Origin of the sequence: Marinobacter flavimaris, assembly GCF_002933295.1 — a bacterium.
Classification (GTDB): domain Bacteria; phylum Pseudomonadota; class Gammaproteobacteria; order Pseudomonadales; family Oleiphilaceae; genus Marinobacter; species Marinobacter flavimaris.
In genome coordinates this window covers 110925-131341 of record NZ_PSSW01000007.1, presented here as the reverse complement: position 1 = coordinate 131341, position 20417 = coordinate 110925, and the positions used below count along the sequence as shown (strand labels likewise).

General features: G+C 57.8%; 21 protein-coding genes and 1 tRNA gene. 12 read left to right on the top strand and 10 right to left on the bottom strand.

Annotated elements, in window-relative coordinates:
• Nucleotides 1-73 precede the first annotated feature (73 nt).
• The 3 genes from zipA to MDHKLMBL_RS13885 all read left to right on the top strand — a co-directional run bounded on the left by zipA (nucleotide 74) and on the right by MDHKLMBL_RS13885 (nucleotide 6092).
• The gene (zipA, locus tag MDHKLMBL_RS13895) at nucleotides 74-1087 is read left to right on the top strand and encodes a cell division protein ZipA (RefSeq protein WP_104271056.1); all 1014 of its coding nucleotides are present in this window, start codon (nucleotides 74-76) and stop codon (nucleotides 1085-1087) included.
• 73 nt (nucleotides 1088-1160) lie between these two features.
• A complete protein-coding gene (gene ligA, locus MDHKLMBL_RS13890) occupies nucleotides 1161-3197 on the top strand; it encodes an NAD-dependent DNA ligase LigA (protein WP_104271055.1) in 2037 nt (678 codons plus the stop codon).
• A gap of 144 nt (nucleotides 3198-3341) precedes the next feature.
• A complete protein-coding gene (locus tag MDHKLMBL_RS13885; protein ID WP_104271054.1) occupies nucleotides 3342-6092 on the top strand; it encodes a hypothetical protein in 2751 nt (916 codons plus the stop codon).
• 12 nt (nucleotides 6093-6104) lie between these two features.
• Here MDHKLMBL_RS13885 and MDHKLMBL_RS13880 read toward each other — a convergent pair whose 3' ends face one another.
• The 3 genes from MDHKLMBL_RS13880 to MDHKLMBL_RS13870 all read right to left on the bottom strand — a co-directional run bounded on the left by MDHKLMBL_RS13880 (nucleotide 6105) and on the right by MDHKLMBL_RS13870 (nucleotide 9325).
• Nucleotides 6105-6737, bottom strand: a complete 633-nt coding sequence (locus tag MDHKLMBL_RS13880) for a CBS domain-containing protein (protein WP_104271053.1) — start codon at nucleotides 6735-6737, stop codon at nucleotides 6105-6107.
• A 73-nt stretch (nucleotides 6738-6810) separates the two neighbouring features.
• A complete protein-coding gene (gene mnmC / locus MDHKLMBL_RS13875) occupies nucleotides 6811-8709 on the bottom strand; it encodes a bifunctional tRNA (5-methylaminomethyl-2-thiouridine)(34)-methyltransferase MnmC2/FAD-dependent 5-carboxymethylaminomethyl-2-thiouridine(34) oxidoreductase MnmC1 (RefSeq protein ID WP_104271052.1) in 1899 nt (632 codons plus the stop codon).
• Nucleotides 8710-8713: 4 nt separating this feature from the next.
• Nucleotides 8714-9325: a peptidylprolyl isomerase gene (locus tag MDHKLMBL_RS13870; protein WP_425269261.1), complete on the bottom strand. Its 612-nt coding sequence runs from the start codon at nucleotides 9323-9325 to the stop codon at nucleotides 8714-8716.
• Between the two features lie 227 nt (nucleotides 9326-9552).
• Here MDHKLMBL_RS13870 and MDHKLMBL_RS13865 point away from each other — a divergent pair, with 227 nt between their 5' ends.
• Nucleotides 9553-10302 (top strand): cyclic di-GMP-binding domain-containing protein, MshE-related, encoded by a 750-nt coding sequence (locus MDHKLMBL_RS13865; RefSeq protein ID WP_104271050.1) that lies wholly within the window; start codon nucleotides 9553-9555, stop codon nucleotides 10300-10302.
• A 38-nt stretch (nucleotides 10303-10340) separates the two neighbouring features.
• On the opposite strand, the gene MDHKLMBL_RS13860 is transcribed toward MDHKLMBL_RS13865, so the two are convergent.
• From MDHKLMBL_RS13860 to flgA, 3 genes are all read right to left on the bottom strand, one after another.
• Nucleotides 10341-10811 carry a flagella synthesis protein FlgN gene (locus MDHKLMBL_RS13860; RefSeq protein WP_008174427.1) on the bottom strand — a complete coding sequence of 157 codons (471 nt, stop codon included), beginning with the start codon at nucleotides 10809-10811 and terminating at the stop codon, nucleotides 10341-10343.
• A 7-nt stretch (nucleotides 10812-10818) separates the two neighbouring features.
• Entirely contained in the window at nucleotides 10819-11145 is a 327-nt protein-coding gene (flgM, locus tag MDHKLMBL_RS13855; protein WP_008174429.1) for a flagellar biosynthesis anti-sigma factor FlgM, read from the bottom strand.
• A gap of 173 nt (nucleotides 11146-11318) precedes the next feature.
• On the bottom strand, nucleotides 11319-12020 hold the full coding sequence (flgA, locus tag MDHKLMBL_RS13850; RefSeq protein ID WP_008174432.1) for a flagellar basal body P-ring formation chaperone FlgA: 702 nt from the start codon (nucleotides 12018-12020) through the stop codon (nucleotides 11319-11321).
• Nucleotides 12021-12208: 188 nt separating this feature from the next.
• Here flgA and MDHKLMBL_RS13845 point away from each other — a divergent pair, with 188 nt between their 5' ends.
• The 6 genes from MDHKLMBL_RS13845 to MDHKLMBL_RS13820 all read left to right on the top strand — a co-directional run bounded on the left by MDHKLMBL_RS13845 (nucleotide 12209) and on the right by MDHKLMBL_RS13820 (nucleotide 17216).
• Nucleotides 12209-13138, top strand: a complete 930-nt coding sequence (locus MDHKLMBL_RS13845; RefSeq protein ID WP_008174434.1) for a chemotaxis protein CheV — start codon at nucleotides 12209-12211, stop codon at nucleotides 13136-13138.
• A 37-nt stretch (nucleotides 13139-13175) separates the two neighbouring features.
• Nucleotides 13176-14003, top strand: a complete 828-nt coding sequence (locus MDHKLMBL_RS13840; RefSeq protein WP_008174436.1) for a CheR family methyltransferase — start codon at nucleotides 13176-13178, stop codon at nucleotides 14001-14003.
• 3 nt (nucleotides 14004-14006) lie between these two features.
• A complete protein-coding gene (locus MDHKLMBL_RS13835) occupies nucleotides 14007-15203 on the top strand; it encodes an MFS transporter (RefSeq protein ID WP_053115041.1) in 1197 nt (398 codons plus the stop codon).
• Nucleotides 15203-15820: a flavin reductase family protein gene (locus MDHKLMBL_RS13830; protein ID WP_104271049.1), complete on the top strand. Its 618-nt coding sequence runs from the start codon at nucleotides 15203-15205 to the stop codon at nucleotides 15818-15820. The genes MDHKLMBL_RS13835 and MDHKLMBL_RS13830 overlap by 1 nt, the downstream gene beginning before the upstream one ends.
• A gap of 20 nt (nucleotides 15821-15840) precedes the next feature.
• Nucleotides 15841-16740 carry a LysR family transcriptional regulator gene (locus tag MDHKLMBL_RS13825; protein ID WP_014576947.1) on the top strand — a complete coding sequence of 300 codons (900 nt, stop codon included), beginning with the start codon at nucleotides 15841-15843 and terminating at the stop codon, nucleotides 16738-16740.
• Nucleotides 16741-16850: 110 nt separating this feature from the next.
• Nucleotides 16851-17216, top strand: a complete 366-nt coding sequence (locus tag MDHKLMBL_RS13820) for a DUF7352 domain-containing protein (RefSeq protein WP_104271048.1) — start codon at nucleotides 16851-16853, stop codon at nucleotides 17214-17216.
• A gap of 28 nt (nucleotides 17217-17244) precedes the next feature.
• Here the strand turns inward: MDHKLMBL_RS13820 and MDHKLMBL_RS13815 are convergent, their stop codons facing one another.
• Complete coding sequence (locus tag MDHKLMBL_RS13815) at nucleotides 17245-17904, bottom strand: cupin domain-containing protein (RefSeq protein ID WP_104271047.1); 660 nt, start codon at nucleotides 17902-17904, stop codon at nucleotides 17245-17247.
• 66 nt (nucleotides 17905-17970) lie between these two features.
• Nucleotides 17971-18501: an isochorismatase family protein gene (locus MDHKLMBL_RS13810; RefSeq protein WP_104271046.1), complete on the bottom strand. Its 531-nt coding sequence runs from the start codon at nucleotides 18499-18501 to the stop codon at nucleotides 17971-17973.
• A 205-nt stretch (nucleotides 18502-18706) separates the two neighbouring features.
• On the opposite strand from MDHKLMBL_RS13810, the gene MDHKLMBL_RS13805 reads away from it, so the two are divergent.
• A tRNA-Ser gene (locus tag MDHKLMBL_RS13805) sits at nucleotides 18707-18797 on the top strand.
• 77 nt (nucleotides 18798-18874) lie between these two features.
• Here the strand turns inward: MDHKLMBL_RS13805 and MDHKLMBL_RS13800 are convergent.
• Nucleotides 18875-19477: a DUF938 domain-containing protein gene (locus MDHKLMBL_RS13800; protein ID WP_104271045.1), complete on the bottom strand. Its 603-nt coding sequence runs from the start codon at nucleotides 19475-19477 to the stop codon at nucleotides 18875-18877.
• A gap of 28 nt (nucleotides 19478-19505) precedes the next feature.
• On the opposite strand from MDHKLMBL_RS13800, the gene MDHKLMBL_RS13795 reads away from it, so the two are divergent.
• Nucleotides 19506-20099, top strand: a complete 594-nt coding sequence (locus MDHKLMBL_RS13795) for a GNAT family N-acetyltransferase (RefSeq protein WP_062784479.1) — start codon at nucleotides 19506-19508, stop codon at nucleotides 20097-20099.
• Here MDHKLMBL_RS13795 and MDHKLMBL_RS13790 read toward each other — a convergent pair.
• Nucleotides 20096-20371: an acylphosphatase gene (locus MDHKLMBL_RS13790; RefSeq protein WP_008174451.1), complete on the bottom strand. Its 276-nt coding sequence runs from the start codon at nucleotides 20369-20371 to the stop codon at nucleotides 20096-20098. The genes MDHKLMBL_RS13795 and MDHKLMBL_RS13790 overlap by 4 nt on opposite strands.
• Between the last annotated feature and the right edge of the window lie 46 nt (nucleotides 20372-20417).

Here is a 20417-nt window from a genome sequence, read left to right as displayed (position 1 = left end):
TGTGCGTTGTATTCATTACGGGCTTTTCTTAGAGTAGCAACGTTACGGGATCTGCAAACAGGACAGCAGCACTATGTCACTTAGGGAATGGTTAATTGCCATCGGTACCCTGGTTATTATCGGCATTGTCATTGATGGCGTGCGCCGCATGCGGCGTGCCCGGAAGGAATCCATGGCAATCTCATCGGGCATGGGCGCCGATGAGCTCGAGGATTCACCACTCGATGACGAATACAACCCGGAGTTGCCCAACGGCGGCGCACGAACCATCTCCCGCGACACACTTGAAGAGCGTGGGTATGTAAAGCGTGAAAAGCCCAGCCGATTTGGTTCTCCGAAACCCAAACCGACCCGCCCGGTAACCGCTGCTGCCAAGGAAGAACATCGGGAGTCGCCAGAACCGGATCTGCATCCTGGGCCGGACAGCGAACCGGCTGCCGAGTATCACGATGAACCGGTTGAGTCGGATCCCGATTTCGGGTTGTCCAGTCATGAGCCCGAAGAAACCGAGCTCGAATCAGGTTGGGGGGCCATCGAAGATGAAGTGGAAGCAGTCCCGCCTACGGTAACAACCGAAGTAGAGGAAGATACGGCACGGCGTGAACCTTCCCGAGCGGTCAGTGGTCAGCCGCTGGCAGGTGCGAATCGCCCTGAGGCCCGGGAAGTGATTGTGATCAATGTCCTGGCCAAGAGCGGTGAAGACTTCAAGGGGGTGGCCCTGAAGAAGTTGTTCGAAGCCTGTGGTCTGGAGCATGGTGATATGGACATTTATCACCGGCACGAGGAGTCCGATACCACCAGCCCGGTCCAGTTCAGTGTTGCCAATGCCGTGGAACCCGGCACGTTCAAGCCGGGCGATATGCCGACCCTGGCCACGCCCGGTATCAGTTTCTTCATGAGTATGCCCGGGCCCACCAATGCGCTGCAGGCGTTTGACTTCATGCTTGAGACAGCCCAGGCCGTGGTTCGTAACCTTGGCGGCGAGCTTAAGGATGAGCGCCGGAGCGTGATGACCCCTCAAACAATCGAGCACTGCCGTCAGAGGATTCGGGAGTTCGAGCGCAAGCAACGTTCCCAGCGAGTCTGAAACCAGGCGGTAAAAGAAGGCCAGATGCCCGGTTTGTTCCGGGCATTTTTTTGAGAGACGAGAGTGCCAGTCCATGAGCAAAGCCACGCCCGACATCATTCAGCGTGTTGAAGAACTCCGTTCGGCGATTGATGACCATAACTACCGCTATTACGTGCTGGATGACCCGCGTGTTCCAGATGCGGAATACGACCGGCTGTTCCGGGAATTACAGGGCCTGGAAACCGATTATCCAGAGTTGGCTTCGGACACGTCGCCCACGCGGCGGGTTGGCAGCGCCGCGGAAACCAGCTTTGAGGAGGTAGTGCACAGGCTGCCCATGCTGTCGCTGGACAATGCGTTCAGCGAGGACGAACTTCGTGACTTTGACCGGCGGGTAAAAGATCGGCTCGGTATCACTGAGGACGTGGAGTATGTCTGTGAACCGAAGCTGGACGGGCTGGCGGTGAGCCTGCACTACGAGAATGGCGCCCTGACTACCGCCGCCACCCGGGGGGATGGCTATTCCGGGGAGGACATAACCGCCAATATCCGAACCATTCCCTCGGTGCCGCTGAAGCTCCGTGGCGACGACGTGCCCGATCTGGTGGAGGTCCGCGGCGAAGTCTACATGCCGAAGGACGGTTTCGAGCAGCTTAATCGCCGCCTGGCGGAGCGTGGCGAGAAGACCTTCGTTAATCCCCGTAATGCGGCGGCCGGCAGCCTCCGGCAGAAAAAGTCGACGGTAACCGCCAGACGCCCTCTCGAAATGTGCGCCTACAGCGTTGCGGTAACCGACGAAAGCCTCTTGCCGGATACCCAGTGGGAGGGGCTCAAGAGAGTCCAGAGCTGGGGTTTCCGTATTAATCCCGAGATGCGCAAGGCCAGGGGCGCGGAGGAATGCCTTGAAGCCTACAGCGAGCTGATGGATAAACGGGACGATCTCCCCTACGAAATCGACGGTATCGTCTTCAAGGTGAACCGGCTTGACCAGCAAAAGGCCCTGGGTTTTGTATCCCGGGCCCCTCGTTGGGCGATTGCCCAGAAGTTTCCGGCTCAGGAGGAACTCACGGTTATCGAGGACGTGGAATTCCAGGTCGGCCGTACGGGCGCGGTTACCCCGGTTGCCAGGTTAAAACCCGTGTTTGTGGGCGGTGTGACGGTGAGCAACGCCACCCTCCATAACATGGACGAAATTCGCCGACTGGATGTCCATATCGGCGATACCGTGTTTATTCGCCGCGCCGGAGATGTGATTCCGCAGGTAGTCAAAGTGGTGGCCGAAAAACGCCCCTCAGGCGCCCGGGAAGTAGAATTGCCCCGACAGTGCCCGGTGTGCGACTCGGATGTTATCCAGATCGAAGGTGAAGCCGTTGCCCGCTGCTCTGGGGGCCTGTTCTGCCCCGCGCAGCGAAAGGAAGCCATTCGCCACTATGCCTCCCGCAAAGCCCTCGATATTGAGGGCCTGGGAGACAAGTGGATAGATATCATGGTGGATCAGGGCATGGTGGAAACCGTTGCCGATCTGTATCGCCTGACCACCGACGACCTGGTGAAACTTGAGCGAATGGGAGAAAAGTCGGCGGCCAATCTGGTGGCTGCCATTGATCGGGCCAGAAACCCCGTGCTCTGGCGGTTCCTTTATGCCCTTGGCATCCGGGAGGTGGGGGAGGCCACCGCTAAAGCCCTGGCGGGCCACTTCGGAACTCTGGAGGCCATTGCTGCAGCGGATGAAGAGAGCCTTCAGACGGTTCCGGATGTCGGGCCGATCGTTGCGGGTCATATCCGTAGCTTTTTCGAGCAGACCCACAATCGCGAAACCCTGGATGCCCTGCGTGAAGCCGGTGTGAGGTGGCAGGAAGAGGAAGTCCGGGAGGGAGAGAAGCCTCTGAAAGGCCAGACCTGGGTGCTGACCGGTACGCTTTCCGGAATGACAAGGGACGAAGCCAAAGAGAAGCTTGAATCCCTCGGAGCCAAGGTGGCCGGCAGCGTTTCCAAAAAGACGGCCTGCGTGGTCGCTGGCGAGGCCGCCGGTTCCAAACTGGCCAAGGCTGAACAGCTAGAGGTACCTGTTCTTGATGAAGCCGGGCTGGTGGCGTTATTGGAAGAGCACGGCCTCGGCGCGGGCTAACCGAATCTGAGAACTCGCGCAGATCCCCTGCGTATCAAATTGGCTACCATGGCGTTGTTCTGTAACGGTGTGTAAACCGCCCGGTGTTCATGTTTCATCCGGGCGGTCGCTACCATAACAACAACGATAGAAACGGATTTTTTCATGGGCGCCGATTTTCACTCCCGCATTCATCCTGTTCGCCAACTTGCCGTTCTGGCCCTGCTTTCACTGGGGCTTGCTGCGTGCAAGACGGAAAAGGATCCCGACCAGCCCACAATCCTTGGCGTACCCCCGGTGTTCGCCTATCTCGGTGTTGAATACTCCTACAACTTCGGGGCCTACGGTGGCGAAGATATCCTTGATTATTCCCTGACCAATGCGCCGTCCTGGCTGGCGCTCGAGGACACCAGTAACAAGGCCCGCCAGGGCATCATTATGCGCGGTGTCCCCGGTCTCACCGGCGGTAGTCGAGGAGAGGCGGACCTGGGCAAGACCGAAGGCATCAATCTGGTAACAACCGACGGCCGCATGGCCGGCGCCCAGCCGTTCGATATTGACGTGAAATACAACGTCATGTCTCTGGATGCAGAGCCGTTTACGGAAGGTGAAAGCCCGGAAATCCCTGCCAGTAACCGTGAACAATGCACCTTGCCCGATCTTGAAACCGAGGGTGAGCACAGCGTTACCATCAACCTCTACAACGATGACGGCTCCGTATCGGGCACCAGGGATCTGACACTTCCGACGCGCCGCGTCTTCGTCAAGGTTTCCCTGGATCAACCGTCGGTAACCCGGGTAGCGGTAGCTTTTGAGCTTTTGTCTGACTATGACGCATCCAGTTGCGACGTCGGATTCTCGCCTCCACACCAGAACTGCGATCACAGTGCCTCCAATGCGGGAGATGCCATCCTCGGCACGGACATTGTCGGGTTGGGCAGCAACAGTTCATTGCCTCGCGATGAGACGGGGGAAAGCGAGCTGGACTATATCGACTATGAGCTTGACGAACAGGGCTTCTATACGCGCGGCGTGATCACACTTGAGCCGGGTATTACCGAGTGTTATCTGCCATTGGAGGTGGTCGAGGACAGCTTTGCCGAGCCCGTCGAGTCCCTTCGCCTGGCACTGACAGAAGTACGATCCGGTCTGGCCGGTCTTGGCAGCGGTAACGGTGGTGTCGTTACCAATTTGTCCATTCAGGACAACGAGCCGGTTCTGTCGCTGGAAACTGTAAACGGTGGCGGCAGGGATACGCTGAACGTGGGTGCTGTGCGCGAATACGTCGCGAGACTCTCTGGAGACAGAGACCGGGATATTTTTGCGAAGCTGAGCCACACCGAAGACTCCACCGCACGTCTCGAATCCGAGTTCGTTATCGAGCGACTGGAAGACGGAAACTGGGTTGAGAATGACGAACTGATTTTTCCAGAAGGGACCGATGAAGTGCCTTTCCGGATTCGGGTACCGGAGGCCGGCTATGCCAACCCGGCCTTCAGCGACCGGTTTATCCTGCTGGGCCTCAACGAGAACTTCCAGGCCGGTCGAGAGGATTATGCCCGGGCGGAGGCTGAAAACCTGATCCGGATCAGCCTCAACGAGCTGACGTCTCCGCTTGCTCTGAACCCTGGCGACGGCTTTGTGGCCACAGACATCTCGATGGGCCATGACGGCAGGCTGTTCGTTGCCGGCTACGACACCCAGGATAACGACAGGGTGGTGGTGCGGATTTTTGACCAACGAGGCACTCAGTTGCAGCAGGTTGACATATCCTCTGCGAGCGACAGCCTGAGCGCTCCGGATCCGGTCATAAACGTGGTGCAGCGGAAGGTGACCGAGGGTGGGACGAAGGTAGACCGGTTCGAATTTGTCGTGGCCTACAGCACCGATCAGTCTGTGGCGGGAACGTCCGGTCTGGGCGGCCTGGATTCAGTGACATCGCTTTACTGGTTTGATTCCGCCACCAACGGTGGCGAATACGTTCCCACCTGGACCATCCGGACCGGAACGGATGCTGATGATCAGGTTCGCTGGGCCGGAATCAACCGTGACACCGGCTATGTCATCCTGGCCGGGGAAACGGAAGGTGTGTTTGATCAGCAGCAGGGATTGGGCGGCAGGGACAGCTTCCTGCAGCGAATTGATACTGAACTGGACGGCAATACGCAGCAGCCTGCGATTGCCTGGACCCGACAGGCCGGCTCAGCAGCCGATGACCGTGTTGCCGGCGGCAGCACAGAATCTGTGAACCCCGGATTGTTTGGTTCGGCCGCGGGATCTGTGGAAGGCGCTTCAGTCATCGGCGGCATTGATGCCTTCTTCTTTAACGCCTCCAGTGCCACCAGCGAACTTGATGTCAAACAGGTTGGCACCACTGGCGATGAACCGGTTTCCAACGGACTGTATACCGGCAGCACGCTCTGGCTGATTGGTGCCAGTGATGGATCCTATTCTGTGCTGGAGCAGGACGAGGAAGACCCCGTTCTGGAGAGGGAGGCGCTTTCCAGTGCTGCCGGGTTCCTGCTGGGATATTCAGCCGCCGGGAATGTCAGTCGGGCCTTCACCCTGAATGACGAAGACGATCAGTCCAGCGAGGCATTTCTTGGGCTGGCTGATTTCGATGGCGACATGGTTGTGGCGGGAACCACGAACGGCGACTTCGCCAGCGGCGGTGTGGTGTCCGGAATGGAGCAGGGCATCGCTGCCCGGGTATCGCTGGTTCCAGAACCGGAGACGGAAGAGGAAGAGTCGGAATTCAGAAACAACTGGCGCTACCAGCTTGCGGCCGATGACTCTGCAATACTGGACCTCGAAAACTACCGCGATGACGAAATACCGGCATTAACCCGAGTCGGCAACAACTGGTATGTGCTTCTCTTCAGTCCAGAGGGAGAGCTGTTGACGCCTCTGAATTAGATGCCGTTGGAGCTACACCGTTCCCTGATGGCGGCCGGCGCTGGCGTAAAGTCGCAGGTAGTCCGTGCTGGTAACAATTCCAGAGGCGGCGCCTTTGGCATCTACCACCAGGGCTGCGTTGAGCTGGTGGGCCAGCATGAGCCTGGCGAGCTGGTGGGCATCGGTCTCGGGTGAGGCTGTCAGGAACGCGGGCAACTCGATGTGAACCAGGCTCTGGCTCATGGCATCGGCTTCGTTCTCGTGAAGCCAGCCCAGGAGCCAACGCAGGTCGACAAGGCCGGCAACGTTGTTGTCCGCCATGATCACAAGGTGATGCACCTGGTGCTCGTCCATGACGGTTAAAGCCTCAGAAATCGTTGCAGACGCCGGAACGGAATACAGGGTTTGAGACGAGATCCTGGATACCGGCAGATACGGACGGTCTTCCCGGCGCTCGCCAGCGGCCGCCGCGCCGTATTCCTCCAGCGCTTTGTAGCGACCGGCATTGGCGGCCTGCTGGAACTCGGCGTCCGTTGCCTCACTTCGGCCAGGATTGATGCTCTGGGTTTCTGCCAGCTCTGTAACATCACCCACGGGCCTTGCCCGGAATGTTTCCGGTAGCCGGGTTCCGACCGGGCGGCCGGGTTCGCTGACAAAAATGGACATGGGTTCTCTCCGTGACTATGCCACCATTTCGATGGTTATCGGCAGTCTGACCGGAAACTTCAGCTGGAGTTTATTACGAAACCACCACATTCGTCTGATAGAGGCGTCGGGTTTCAAGGCGTTTGGCCAGGTTCGCGGGAAGACAGGGAGGCTGTCCGGTAAGCAAGTCAGCCAGATATTCGGCCAGGAGGGGTGCGTAGGTCAGTCCTTTGCTGCCAAGGCCAGTAAGGAGGTAAAGGCTATCGAGATCGCCGCTCTCGCCGTCGAAAACGGGTCCAGCCACCGGCTGGTAGTCATGGGTGGTGCATCGGAAGGCAACCCGGCCACTGAGTTCCTCCCCGCGAAGCGCATCGCTTTCATCGGAAAACACCGCAGGCAGCATCGAGCCGAGTTCGTCGATGTTCTCGTTATGACTTTCCACGGTGGGCAAAGGGTTGTTATCACGTAGATCGAAGGTTGCGCCGGTTACGGCAAACTCGCCCAGTGCAGGGTTGAGGTACCGGTTCCCACAGATAACGGCCGTTGGGCCTCTGAGAGCTGTCGCTGGCAGGTGGCTAACCTGGCCACGAATGGCTTTCAGCCGGAAACGACCCTTTGTCGGGATAAGCTCCGGGCTGAGATGGCCCGAGCAGATGACCACCCGGTCAGCGGTGATCGATCTGTTGTCGCCCGCCAAAATGCTCCATGTTCCGTCCAAACGCCGAAGATTGTTGACCTCGCTATGGAACAGCGTGGATATCAGCGGGTGGTTCGCCAGTTCCTTGCAAAGGTTTGCGGGTTCGAGCCAGCCACTGCCGGGGAACCAGAGCCCGCCGGATTCCGTGGGCACGCCTGTCAGGGCGTTGGCCTGTTCCCGGGTCACCGGGTAAAAGATACTCCGGGGGTAGTCGTTCCTTTGGAGAAACCTCTGCTGCCGGTCCGCTTCCTGGGGATTGTGGGCCAGCTGTAGCAGGCCGGTCGGATGCCAGTGCTGGTCGCGCCAGTTGTGGTAGAAACGCTGCGCGAACGTGAGGGCTGTGAGCGCCAGCTCGGTCTGGTCGTTGAACTCTACGCCCAGCTTCACATACAGGGCGCCCTGGGCGTTGCCCGAGGCTGCTGCACCCGGGCCATGGGCGTCGATCAGTGTTACCGGGTAGCCCCGGTCTGCCAGGTTTCTTGCCAGTGCGCAGCCGGCAACACCTGCGCCGATGATTGCGATCGATTCCTGTTGTTCCGTGGGAGCCGTTTTGATGGGTGCCGGGTTCTCCGAGACAAGAGCGCCTTTCAGCATATCCCGTTTGCGACCGTATCCGGCGGTTTTTTCCATCCGGAATCCGGCCTCCATCAAGGCCCGACGAATCCGGCCAACGGAGGTAAAGGTCGCCAGAGTTGTGCCCGGCCTGCTGTGTGCACGGATCTTGTTGATGATGTTTTCCAACCACATATCCGGATTGCGGGACGGGGCGAACCCGTCCAGAAACCAGGCGTTGGCCTGAAAATCCAGGGATTTCCAAGCGTCGGTAATGTCGCCGAAAAACAGCGTCAGTCGAACCTGCCCCCCGGCCAGGACCAGCCTGTGTACCCCGCGCACCAGGGGTGGGTAATGCAGAAGCAGTTCGTTGGCCAGCGCCGCCAGTTCGGGCCACTGTGCCAGGGCCCGGGCCAGGTCCTCGTGGGTGAGGGGGAAACGTTCAACGGAAACGAAGTGCAGCGTCGCCGCATGGGCCGGAGCGTGTCGCTGCCAGGCTTGCCAGGCAGCGAGAAAGTTCAGGCCGGTTCCAAAGCCGTTTTCGGCAATAACGAAATTGCCGCCTTCGGGAATCTGTGCGAAACGTTCGGGCAACTGGTTGTGTTGCAGGAAAACGTAGCGTGTTTCCTCGAGACCATTGTCACGGCTGAAATAGACATCGCCGAACCGGATGGACTCCGGGACGCCGTCGTGCCAAGCCAGTTCAGCGGGCTCTATTCCGGGCGGCAGGGGAGCACGGTCCACGGTGTCAGCCTTCGGGGTCGACCACGGTGACGGTTTCGATGATCACAGGTTCAACCGGCACATCGGCCATCCCCTGTTTGCGGGTGGTCTGTTTGCGGGCAATGGCATCGACAACGCCCATGCCCTCGGTCACGTTGCCAAAAACCGCATAACCCGGGCCGCGAACTCCGGCGTTCAGGAACCCGTTGTCGGAAAGGTTGATAAAGAACTGGGACGTGGCGGAATCAGGCGCACTGGTGCGAGCCATCGCAATGGTTCCACGAAGGTTGGGCAGTGTCTCTTTCGCTTCATTGCGGATAGGGGCCCGAGTCGACTTGCGGGAGAGATCCCGGGTGAAACCGCCGCCCTGGATCATGAACCCGGGTATAACCCGATGGAAGATGGTGCCGTCGAAAAAACCGTCTTCGGCGTACTGCAGGAAATTGTCGACCGTTTCGGGCGCAACATCCGGGCGAAGCTGAAGCTCGATAGCGCCTTCACTGGTCACCATGCGGACCTTTGGAAGAGGATTACTGGCCGATTGCTCATTGGTTTGCGCCTGCACCGCGGCAGTCGGCATGAGTAGGGCGAGTGCCATAAGCAATACGGGAGTCACAGTTTTCAGGGGTTTTACCATGTTTGTCATTTGCAGCCGTTCTCCGTGTTATTAGCAGGTGTGTTTCCTGCGACAATTCGGCGAATTCTGTTATCAGGTGCCAGATCTTACCAGATGGTGATGGTAAAACGGGCACTGCATCCACGCACATCGTTGTGTGATCGGCTAACCTTCCCGATATCGGAAGTCATGGATCACACTGACCGGGCCGAGTTGTACGGTTTTCACTGTTTAAAAGGAGACACTGGGTGAGAATCCGTCAGGGATTTGAAGAGAAATCACGCCTCGGGCGATTGCTTATCAATCGTGGGTATCTGTCAGAGGGGCAGGTTAACGAAGGTCTCAGGCTTCAGCGCGAAACCGGACAGCGCCTGGGTGAGGTATTCATCCAGGCTGGCTGGATCAGCGAGAAGGAGCTGCATCGTGTCCTCAAGCACCAGTCCCGCTATCGCAACGCTGCCGCCCTGGTAACAGCGGTCACGCTTCCATTCCAGCCCCTGGTAACCTTTGCGGCCAGCAATTCGGCCGAGGCGTCACAGGCAACGCTGGAAGCCGGCGAACTTTATGAGAGAGGCAATCTTGCCCTCATGAGTGAAGCCGAGCTGGCGGCGATTTCCGGTCAGGGCGATCCGACCCTGCTGCACCGCATTGGTATTGTCAGCAAGATGGCGGAGAACCCCGCAGGAAATGGAGAGCAGGGCACCGAGGCATCCGCAGATGTTATTGAAGGTCTCAAGCTTTCCGCCAATATCTTCGTGCCGGTTCTGAACTTCCTGGATTCAGAGCTCAGCATTTCCGGTGTGCATTATCGTGAAGGGGAGCCACGTTATCGGGTAAGGGAAGATGGCGCCCTGATGCTGGCGTTCCCTGAGCGCATCGAGGAAATCCGGATGGACAATATACGGGTTACGGGAGGCCAGGGAGCTTCAATGGGCAACGTGAGCATTCACGACATCCGGTTTCATCCCGACTCCCAGATGACCATCTACACCCGATGAAGTGGAAAGCATGGCTCGGCAGAGCCATGCGTCCGGGCTCAGGCGCTGGCGAGCACCGTGCTGCTTGATACCGTGGTCTGCTGACCCTGTGCACCGTACAGCTTCTGCTGGCCGGTGGCGCCGCGGAAAATATCAGTGAGTCTCGACAAACGCTTTTGCAAGTGGCTGATCACGCGACCATTGGTCTGGTTCAGCGTCTGACAGGTTCGCAGCTTCTGGTCCGCTTCCTGCCAGAGTTCGAAGAGATCCGAGAATCCGGCGCTGCGGATAAAGCGGGAAGGCTCGCCACTTTCGGGGCGATATCCCATCTGTACGAGCGTTCGGATTTTCTGTTTGGCGCGTTCGCGCACTGCACCGAGGAGATCGTTCTTCTCTCTGGTCAGGGCGTCCAGCTGGCGGAGGTCGGAATTCGCAAGGCAGGTCTTTTCCTTGCCGAGAACGTCAGCCAGTGTTTCAAGCTGGCTGATATCCTGGGAAAGAAGGGTCTTCAAATCATCAATTGCGGCCATGGTCTACTCACCCGAAAATGCTTTCATCCATCTCAAGCATTTTCTGGGCCAGCTTCTCGGCGTCAATCTTGTACGTGCCATTTTCAAGGGCGGAACGGATCTGCTCGATGCGGTCGTCATCCATTTCCGGATAATCGCCCAGCTTTTGTTCGAGCTGCTTCAGGTTCTTGGCCTGATTGCTCAGGCTGACGTTCTCACCACGGGCCCCCTGGGCCTGTGTCTTCGCCTGTTCGTTGGATGCCGGCTGGGTATTCTGTGCGCCGGAGCTTTTGTCGGCCGTGGTTCTCTGGGTGTTGACCTGGCCGGGGCCAATTCCATTTAAGTCAACTGACATATCTGTACCTGCTTGCCTGTCGCGCCACGAATGCGGCGCTTACTCGAGTTTGTGTCTTCTTAACGGCGGCGCCGCGAAAACCTTTAGTACTTTTAGCACTTTTTTTCATCTGCGTTTACGACCGGTTTTGCGGCATTCACTTGCCGGTCCGGCAAGCCTCTGCCGCACGCGGCTCACATCGGAATTTCCACGTGGCCCGGCGCGACAACGCTGGCTCTTATCGTGCGTGATGAGCGCAGATTCTCAACCAGAACCTGTTCGCCAACGCTGGCGCTTGCCAGGGCTTTGCCCCGGGAACGTACTGAAAATCCACCAGTTTTGGCGGTGATGATAACATGATCGCCTCGTTCGACCGCATTCGGGGCCGAAAGCATGTCTGGTGTAACGAGCGATCCGGCATTCACTGCGCGCCGCACTTCCATGCCAATCGCCTGCTTCGAGTCCGTAATCACGCCACGTCTGGATGAATTGATTTCAACAGACTGCTTCGCAAGCAGCCCTTCGGTTATTCGCTCTCCACGTGTGAGTGGCCTCGCTGCCACCAGGGCTGGCCCATGGATAGAGACTGAAGCGGTAACAAACATTCGCCATGGGCGGGTTCCTTCGCAGGCTACCTGCAACGACGGGCTGGTGCTTTTCCATGGATCCCCGCTGAACTCTACACTCAAAGGCTTTTCGCACTCGGCGAGAGCGAGGCGGCTGTCGATGGAACCGGGTTCGAAGGAAACGGTGTAGCCATGCTCGGCCTGTTCAGACGCAAAGCTGTCCAGAAACGCCAGGGTTGCTTTCTGAATCTGTTCAGCTGTCGTTCCAGCAAGGAGCGGCGTGCTCAGGCCAGACATTAGCAGTAGTAGGGCGAAATTCGTGATGCGCATACGTATCAGTTTGTCCTATGCTGTCAACAACAGGGCAGAAAAGCCCGAATCAGGCTAAGGATTCGGTAAAAGTGGCCGTTAAATGGGCTGACCCACCCCTGATATGACGGGTTTCCGTCGATCAGGCTATTATTCAGTGAACAGCAAGATATATGCCGTTGTAATTCCGGCAAGCCAGGAGAATCGAAATGGCAGGGGTTTTGGACAGTGTCAACCAGCGCACTCAGATGGTCGGAAAGAACCGCCTAGAGCTGCTTCTTTTCCGTCTCAGGGGGCGTCAGATCTACGGGATCAACGTGTTCAAGGTGAAAGAGGTTCTGCAGTGTCCGAAGCTGTTCTCCCTGCCCAACAGCCGGCCGGTTGTTCGAGGCGTAGCCCATAGCCGGGGTGAGACTATCCCCATTATCGATCTGAGCATGGCAATCGGTCTGCCCGGTATCCCGCAAGAAGAGCTCTCCACCAGCTTCGTCATCATCACTGAATACAATCGCAAAACGCAGGGTTTCCTGGTGAGCGGTGTCGAGCGAATCATGAACATGAACTGGGAAGAAATCCTGCCTCCACCCAAAGGGGCCGGCAAGGATGTCTATCTTACCGCTGTCACGAAAATTGATGATAAGCTTATCGAAATCATTGATGTAGAGAAGATTCTTTCAGAAGTTTCTCCGCTTGGGGAGGACGTAACCGAAGCCGTTCTGAGTAAGAGCGCGGATAGGGTACCGGGGCATCTGCCCGTGCTGGTGGTCGATGATTCATCCGTGGCCCGGCGCCAGATACAGCGGTGTCTCACCGCAATTGGCATGGAAGTGGTGCTGAAAAACGACGGCAAGCAGGCTATTGAACATCTGAAGGAAATCACTGCGGATGGTTCCCGGGCCAAGGATCACTTCTCCCTGATCATCTCGGACGTGGAGATGCCTGAAATGGATGGCTACACCCTCGTCACCAAGGTGAAAGAGGACCCGGCGCTTTCGGATATGTTTGTTATGCTTCACACCTCACTCAGCGGTGTGTTCAACCAGGCCATGGTAAAGAAGGTCGGGGCCGACGACTTTATGGCAAAGTTCAGTCCGGACGAGCTGGCAGAGCGGGTGATGGAAATCATCGACCAGGGTTGATGGAGCCGCTCAAAGATTCACTCAGAACAGAGACCCAATGAAAGCGGAAATAACGCCACAGGAATATGAAGCCTTCAAATCGTTCCTGCAGGATGCCTGTGGGATTTTACTGGGCGATAATAAACAGTACCTGGTCAAAAGCCGGTTGCGCAGGATTCTTGAAGAGAACAGCCTGAATACCCTGGGTGAACTGCTCGAGCGCCTTAAGCGCCCCGGGCGGGGCGGTCTGAAAGAGACTGTCATCGATGCGATGACAACCAATGAAACCCTGTGGTTCCGTGACAATCACCCTTTCCGGATTCTTCAGGAGAAGCTGCTTCCCGAATTCGCAGAGCGCAACTCGATGCAGCCTTTGCGTATCTGGTCTGCGGCCTGCTCAACCGGCCAGGAGCCGTATTCGATTGCCATGATCGTCGAGGAGTTTCGGCGGGCGAGGCCCGGGAAGCTCCGGGATGTAAAGATCACCGCGACGGATATCTCTAAAAGCGTTCTTGATGTAGCTCGCAAGGGCGAGTATGAAATGCTTGCCATTGGTCGGGGGCTCTCGCCAGAGCGCCAGAAGCAGTTTTTCACGCCGTCCCTGAACGGTGGCTGGCAGATCAAACCCCAGATCAAGAGCATGGTGGAGTTCAAGGAGTTGAACCTGCTTGAGCGTTATATGCTGGGCAAGTTCGATATTGTGATGTGCCGGAACGTCCTGATCTATTTTTCGGCGGACCTGAAAAAGGACATTCTCACCCGGATGCACGCCACCCTGAACCCGGGCGGCTATCTGGTTCTTGGTGCCTCGGAATCGCTCAACGGCTTGCCCCATCTCTACGAGATGGTGCAGTGCCACCCCGGAATCATCTACAGGAAAAAATAATCCATGCCCCTCAATGTCTGGGTCCTGGTTGCCGCTCAGGCGCTGGCCATGTGCACAGCGCCTTTTATCGTTTTTATAGGTAGCATTCAGGGCAGAATGCTCGCCCCGGCGCCCGAGTACGCAACACTTCCCGTCGGGCTGGTGGTCGTAGGCACCGTTCTGGCTATCAAACCGGCAACCTGGTTAATGGAGCGCATTGGGCGCAAGCGCGTGATGCTGTTGGGTGCCATCATGGGGATTGTTGCAGGTCTTATGGGAGGCCTGGCGTCCTGGACCGGTCTGTTTTCCCTTCTTTGTCTTGCGGCCGTGGTCGGTGGTACCGGGCTTGCGGTGGTTCACCAATACCGGTTTGCGGCCATGGAATCCGTGGCGCCGGGTATGGCGGGTTCTGCTGCCGCTCGCGTGTTGCTGGGTGGTCTGGTCGCAGCCTGGCTCGGGCCGGAAGTTGCGGGTCTGGGCAGCGGCGCGGCGGAGCAATACCCGTTTCTGGTCAGCTGGATCGCGCTGGCGGCCGTCCAGGGTGCGGCTTTGCTGATCCTTGCTATCGGTTACCGGGCAGGGGCCGAGCGCGTCCAGGAATCCCGGCCGGGAGGAGGCCGCCCACTACGGGAGATTATGGCGAACCCTTTGATCTGGGCTGCCATGAGTGCCGCGGCCATTGGCTATGCGGTGATGAGTTTCATCATGACGGCGACGCCGCTGAGCATGACCGAAATGGCCGGCCATGACCTCGACGATGCCAAGCGGGTGATCCAGCTCCACATAATGGCCATGTATCTTCCGTCGCTGATCAGCGGTTGGCTGACACGCGTGGTAGGCATTCCCCTGATGATGGCAGCGGGCCTGCTGGCCTATCTGGGCTGTATTGCCCTTGCCGCCAGTGGTGTCAGCTTCCACCACTATCTGTCAGCGCTGTTGTTGCTCGGCGTTGGCTGGAATTTCCTGTTCGTTGGTGGCACAACGCTGCTGCCCCGGGGGTATCGGGATGCCGAACGCTTCCGCGTCCAGGGCCTGAACGACATAATGGTTTTTGGCTCCCAGGCGACCGCGGCGCTGTCTGCCGGCGCAATTCTGAGCTGGCTGGGCTGGGGCGGTCTGGTCATGGTTGCCGTACCCTTCCTGATACTTCACGGGTTATTGATGACTTTGTGGCTGTTGCGCGAACGAACGCCCGAAGCTGCAGTTAACGGGAGAGAGTGATGCTTATAGATTTCGAGGGTATGGATCCGAAGGATGCCTACCACATCCTTACCCAGACAGTGATTCCGAGGCCAGTTGCCTGGGTGCTGAGTGAAAATCCGGATGGGGACTACAATCTGGCGCCATTCTCGTTCTTTACGCCGATCACCAGCAATCCCCCGTTGCTGATGATTTCCGTTGGTAAAAAACCGGCGGAGGGCGTGTCGAAAGACACCCGGGTAAACATTGAAGCGAGAAAGAATTTTGTCGTTCATATCGCTCATCGGGAACTAGCCGCGGCGGTCACAGAATCCTCGCGAACCTTGCCCCATGGCGAATCCGAACTGAAAAATCTTGATCTGGAGCTGGTGGATTTCGAAGGCTCGAATCTGCCTCGGCTCAAGGACTGCCACGTGGCTTTTGCCTGCGAGCTCTACGACATCAAGGAAATCGGTGCCGGGCCCCAGTCACTGGTATTCGGAAAAGTCACCCGGGTCTGGGTATCTGATGATGCAGCCCGTTACGATGACAAGAATCGCCTGACCTTCAAGGGCGCTGCGATTGATCCGATCGGCCGTCTCGGGGGAAGCGAATACGTCACCTTCGGTGAAATCCTCAAAATTCCGCGGCCATCCTGAACCGGGGGCAGGGCAAAGGAATGGAACAGCTTAACCTCCGCCATCTCTACTATTTCTGGGTGATCAGCCGGGAAGGTTCGATCGCCCGAGCCAGTGAAGTCCTGGAACTGGCGCCGCAGACCCTCAGTGGCCAGCTTGCCACGTTTGAAGCCTCAGTGGGTGGGCGCCTGTTCTCCCGGGAAAGGCGCAAGCTCATCCTCACAGACTACGGCCGGCTGATCCTCGGCTACGCCGACGACATATTCGCCCTGACCGGTGAGCTTGCCGAAACCCTGCGGCTTGATCCTTCCGAGCGTCCGCTGACCCTGCGAGCCGGCGTCTCCGCGTCGATTCACAAACTGATTGCCTACTACCTGCTTCAGCCGGCGATGGCGGGCGAGCGGTCCATCCAGCTTGAATGCCAGACCGGGCGCACCGAAGATCTCGTGCTCAGCCTGAAACGCAAGGAGCTGGATCTGGTTTTGACCGACCGGGTGCCACGGTTGCAGGAGGACGGCAATCTCACGGTACACCCTCTGGCGGGATCCAGCATGAGCCTGTTCGCTGCACCAGAGTTGGCAAGAAAGCTCAAAAAGGGGTTTCCCGAATCCCTGAATGGCCAACCGTTGCTGGCCAACGCCACGGATGCACCCTATTTCGAGCGACTGATGAACTGGTTTTCCCTGAATGGGGTTCGCATGAAACTTGTCGCCCGGGTAGATGACAGCGCACTGATCAAGGTATTTGGCAGCCAGGGCTATGGCGTGTTCGCTGCTCCAACCTCAATCCGCGAGGAGGTCTGCCGCCAGTATGAGGTAGAGCAGATTGCCTCAATTGAAGACGTCATGGACGAATTGTTCGCCATCACCCGTGGCCGAAAAACCGCCCATGAGGGCGTCCGTGCCATTGTCGATGCCCACACGGGTGATCGTGACGCCTGATTGCATCGAAAATAACGATCTTAAAAGCTCACAAAAGCTTATTTTATCGAACTCTGTTCCTGTCCATTATGGAGTTGTGAAAGGCAGCAACCCGAAGAGGAGCAGTAGCTATGAAGACCATCCACAAATTCCGTCTGGAACCGGGCAAAGAGCCGACCACGCTCACGCTCAAAGAGGGTTACAGGGTGGTGCGCAGCGAATACATCGTGCCCCATAAGGCCGTCTACCTCTGGGTGGAGCAGCCCCTGAACGTAACCACTCCAACCCTTGAGCGGCAGTTCCGAGTCGCTTATTCGGGAGAACCAGTGCCTGACAGCTTCGAATACCTCGATACCGCACTGGATCCATTTGGCCCTGAGGCGTACCACGTGTTTGCAATACCTGCCGGTGAAGAAGAGCTCTTCAATACGGCATCTAACGGTGCAAGCAACGACGCGTTCAGCAGGCAGAACTGGCAACACACAGCGATCTCTTGACCACTTCAGGGCCCTTCGGGGCCCTTTTTTATGGCGTCTCGATCGGCAGGTGGCCGGTTTTTACCCAGATGATTGTTTCCTTGTCTACGAACGGGTGATGGTGGCTCAGGTGGGGGCTCCGAATCCAGGTGCCCGCCGGGTATCGACCATGTTCATCGCAGAACTCTCCGGACAGCACGAATATCTCCTCGCCGCCAAAGTGCCGATGGGGTTGGAAAACCTCGTTGGCCGGCCACTTCACCAGGGCCACATGCTCGTGTTCGAATTCGTGCAGCGGCATCACCTCAAGCCCGCCCATACCGGGCAGCCACGGCGCAGTGCGCGTATCGATGCGCACAGTGGATCCATCGCGTTCGTCGAATTGATGCAGCTTGACCAGCAGCGTGCAGCCTTCCTTGCTGAAAGGCGCGTGTCCACTGCCTGGCGGGTTCCGTAGATAAGTACCGGCCGGGTAGTCGCCGGTCTCGTCGGAAAACACCCCATCCAGAACGAGGATTTCTTCGCCCAGGGGGTGCTCATGCCGGTTGAAGGAGGCACCAGGCTCGTACCGGACCACACTGGTCGCATGACCACGCTCTGCTTCCTCGCGGGCAAGAGGCTTTCTCAGAACACCACCGGCAGGGCTGGGCACCCAATCCTGCTCTTCGGTGCGGATGATGACTTTTTTGGAAAAGTCCATGTTGAGCATTGCGAACCTCAAAACCACCTGAAAATGAAGTGACTAGTTACGTGGGCGCCAGCCTTCCGGATGCCTCTATTTGATCAGGGCCTGAATGTTCCGGAACTGCGGATGTTTGCAATGACGCATCCATTCAAACGCCACCATCTCAAGCGTTACAATCTTGGCGCCGCTCTCGTTCAGGCGGTCCAGAGCGACGTCCCGGTCAAACTCATTGCGTGAGCCGGTAGCATCGGCCACCACCCATACCTTGTAACCAGCATCCAGCAGGCTAAGGGCGGTTTGCATCATACACACGTGGGTCTCGCAGCCACCGATTACAATGTGCTGCCGGCCCTCCGGCAACTGGTCAACGAGCCCATCGGGGCAGGCATCAAAATGGTGCTTAGCCAGGGTCTGGTTGCAGAGCTCCCGGACCGCTTCAACATTATGTCCCAGCTTGTCAGGTAGCTGCTCGGTGCCCAGCACAGGAACTTCCATGAGCCCGGCAATGGTGGCCAGCACGATGCAGCGGTCCACCACCTCGTCGCCATGGCTAATGGCGGGCATCAGTTTTTCCTGAACATCGATGAGCAACAGCGTCGATTGCTCGGCTTTCATCAGCATGAATAGTTTCTCCCCACAAACTGGATGATTATACTCGGCGTTGTACTAACGATAGTCCTGAATCTGCCCAACCGGTAAAGAGAAAACCCGTCTCGCCCGAATTTTTTTGACGATTTTCCCCGGGGGAGTTGCCAAGCGCCCGTAAAACCATTAAAGTTTGCGCCCTCAAATGAGCGACGACGTTGCTGATTTGAAACAGTTTATTGGAGAGGTGGCCGAGTGGCTGAAGGCGCACGCCTGGAAAGTGTGTAAACGTTAATAGCGTTTCGAGGGTTCGAATCCCTCCCTCTCCGCCAATACAAAACCCCAGCAGAAATGCTGGGGTTTTTTATTGGCGGAGAGGGAGGGTAAGAAGAACCCTCGCGGGTTCGGCCTAGGATTTCCTCCAAACCAACAACCGATTATTAGCCGGCATTCCGAAATCCTTTTCAAGCTTCAGCCCGGTTTCTTCACCAAGAGCCTCGAGATCCTCCATATCCCGAATTCCCATATGCGGCGCCTGTGTTCTAAGCGACAGGTCGAACCGCACATTGTTTTCACTGGTGTGCCGACCGCCATAGCTGAAAGGCCCATAGAGGCAGAAGATTGCGCCCTTGGGTAGGGCCTCCGCCAGGCCGCGAAACATTGCCTGCACTTCTTCCCAGGCCATGATATGCGCCGTATTGGCGGAGAACGCGCCGTCGATGGCGGGCAGGCTGGACCAATCCCCGTTCAATACCTCCAGGGCAATGGGCGGGTTGATATTCGTAAGGTGCGCGTCGTCGATCCACGCCCGGGAAAGCTGGGCGTTCTGAGGGTGATCGGTCGGCTGCCAAACCACGTGGGGTAAGTGAGCGGCAAAGTGAACGGCGTGCTGGCCAGTGCCCGTGCCGATTTCCAGAATGGTGCCCGGCTGTTTGAAAAGCTCGACAAGTTTTTCCAGAATCGGCGCTTTGTTATTCTCGCAGGCTTGAGAAAACGGCTTGTCTTTTTGCATGCTCCGACCTTTCGACAGGGGGTAGTTTATGGCGGTTTCAATACGCCGGCTCAGCGGTGACCAGATTAAACCATACCTGGATGATCTCGCGCGCCTGAGGATCGAGGTGTTTCGCCATTTTCCCTACCTGTACGACGGTGATATGGACTACGAGCGCAAGTACCTCGATACCTACGCCCGCTCGCCAGAGAGTCTCTTCGTGCTGGCCCTGGATGGCGAATCGGTTGTTGGCGCCGCCACGGGCATCCCGATGGACCACGAAACGGACGAGTTCAAAGGGCCGTTCATCGAGCAGGGTTATGAGCCAGACAAGATCTTCTATTTCGGTGAGTCGGTGCTGCTGCCGAATTACCGGGGGCAGGGCATCGGGGTGGCCTTCTTCGACCACCGGGAAGGCCATGCCCGGGAACAGGGCCGTTTCACGCACTGCTGTTTCTGCGCGGTCGAGCGGCCTCAAGATCATCCCCTGAGACCCGCCGATTATCAGCCGCTGGACTCGTTCTGGCACAACCGCGGCTACCGAAAGGTACCGGAGCTGACCACCACCTATTCATGGAAAGATGTGGATCAGGCGGCGGAAACCGCCAAGCCCATGACGTTCTGGCTGAGGCGTATTGCCTAACGAACGCTGAAGTTGCTGAATTCCCCGGTTGGCGATTCCGGCGCAATATCCACCGCATCCACACGCGCATCCGGTGGGCCTTCGGCGCACCAGGTTCTGAGTTCGTCCAGGCGTTCCTCCGGGCCTTCGGCCACAATCTCAACTCGTCCATCGGGCAGATTGCGAGCGAACCCAGTCAAGCCCAGGGAAGAGGCCTTCTGTTCCGTGGAGGCGCGATAGTAGACCCCCTGTACCCGGCCGGATATCAGAAGTTGCCAGCGTTTGGTATCCATGGTTTGCTCCCGCTCGTTCTGTCGTGTCAGGCTTTATTTCAATCTA

Bases quoted from the DNA above. Each gene is read 5' to 3' on its own strand.
- MDHKLMBL_RS13795 (WP_062784479.1), top strand. From the start codon at position 19,506: ATGGCGGTTTCAATACGCCGGCTCAGCGGTGACCAGATTAAACCATAC.
- MDHKLMBL_RS13830 (WP_104271049.1), top strand. From the start codon at position 15,203: ATGCTTATAGATTTCGAGGGTATGGATCCGAAGGATGCCTACCACATC.
- flgA (WP_008174432.1), bottom strand. From the start codon at position 12,020: ATGCGCATCACGAATTTCGCCCTACTACTGCTAATGTCTGGCCTGAGC.
- flgM (WP_008174429.1), bottom strand. From the start codon at position 11,145: ATGTCAGTTGACTTAAATGGAATTGGCCCCGGCCAGGTCAACACCCAG.
- MDHKLMBL_RS13870 (WP_425269261.1), bottom strand. From the start codon at position 9,325: ATGGTAAAACCCCTGAAAACTGTGACTCCCGTATTGCTTATGGCACTC.
- MDHKLMBL_RS13790 (WP_008174451.1), bottom strand. From the start codon at position 20,371: ATGGATACCAAACGCTGGCAACTTCTGATATCCGGCCGGGTACAGGGG.
- ligA (WP_104271055.1), top strand. From the start codon at position 1,161: ATGAGCAAAGCCACGCCCGACATCATTCAGCGTGTTGAAGAACTCCGT.
- MDHKLMBL_RS13835 (WP_053115041.1), top strand. From the start codon at position 14,007: ATGCCCCTCAATGTCTGGGTCCTGGTTGCCGCTCAGGCGCTGGCCATG.
- MDHKLMBL_RS13825 (WP_014576947.1), top strand. From the start codon at position 15,841: ATGGAACAGCTTAACCTCCGCCATCTCTACTATTTCTGGGTGATCAGC.
- MDHKLMBL_RS13820 (WP_104271048.1), top strand. From the start codon at position 16,851: ATGAAGACCATCCACAAATTCCGTCTGGAACCGGGCAAAGAGCCGACC.
- MDHKLMBL_RS13800 (WP_104271045.1), bottom strand. From the start codon at position 19,477: ATGCAAAAAGACAAGCCGTTTTCTCAAGCCTGCGAGAATAACAAAGCG.
- MDHKLMBL_RS13880 (WP_104271053.1), bottom strand. From the start codon at position 6,737: ATGTCCATTTTTGTCAGCGAACCCGGCCGCCCGGTCGGAACCCGGCTA.
- MDHKLMBL_RS13885 (WP_104271054.1), top strand. From the start codon at position 3,342: ATGGGCGCCGATTTTCACTCCCGCATTCATCCTGTTCGCCAACTTGCC.
- MDHKLMBL_RS13810 (WP_104271046.1), bottom strand. From the start codon at position 18,501: ATGCTGATGAAAGCCGAGCAATCGACGCTGTTGCTCATCGATGTTCAG.
- MDHKLMBL_RS13860 (WP_008174427.1), bottom strand. From the start codon at position 10,811: ATGGCCGCAATTGATGATTTGAAGACCCTTCTTTCCCAGGATATCAGC.
- MDHKLMBL_RS13845 (WP_008174434.1), top strand. From the start codon at position 12,209: ATGGCAGGGGTTTTGGACAGTGTCAACCAGCGCACTCAGATGGTCGGA.
- MDHKLMBL_RS13815 (WP_104271047.1), bottom strand. From the start codon at position 17,904: ATGCTCAACATGGACTTTTCCAAAAAAGTCATCATCCGCACCGAAGAG.
- MDHKLMBL_RS13840 (WP_008174436.1), top strand. From the start codon at position 13,176: ATGAAAGCGGAAATAACGCCACAGGAATATGAAGCCTTCAAATCGTTC.
- zipA (WP_104271056.1), top strand. From the start codon at position 74: ATGTCACTTAGGGAATGGTTAATTGCCATCGGTACCCTGGTTATTATC.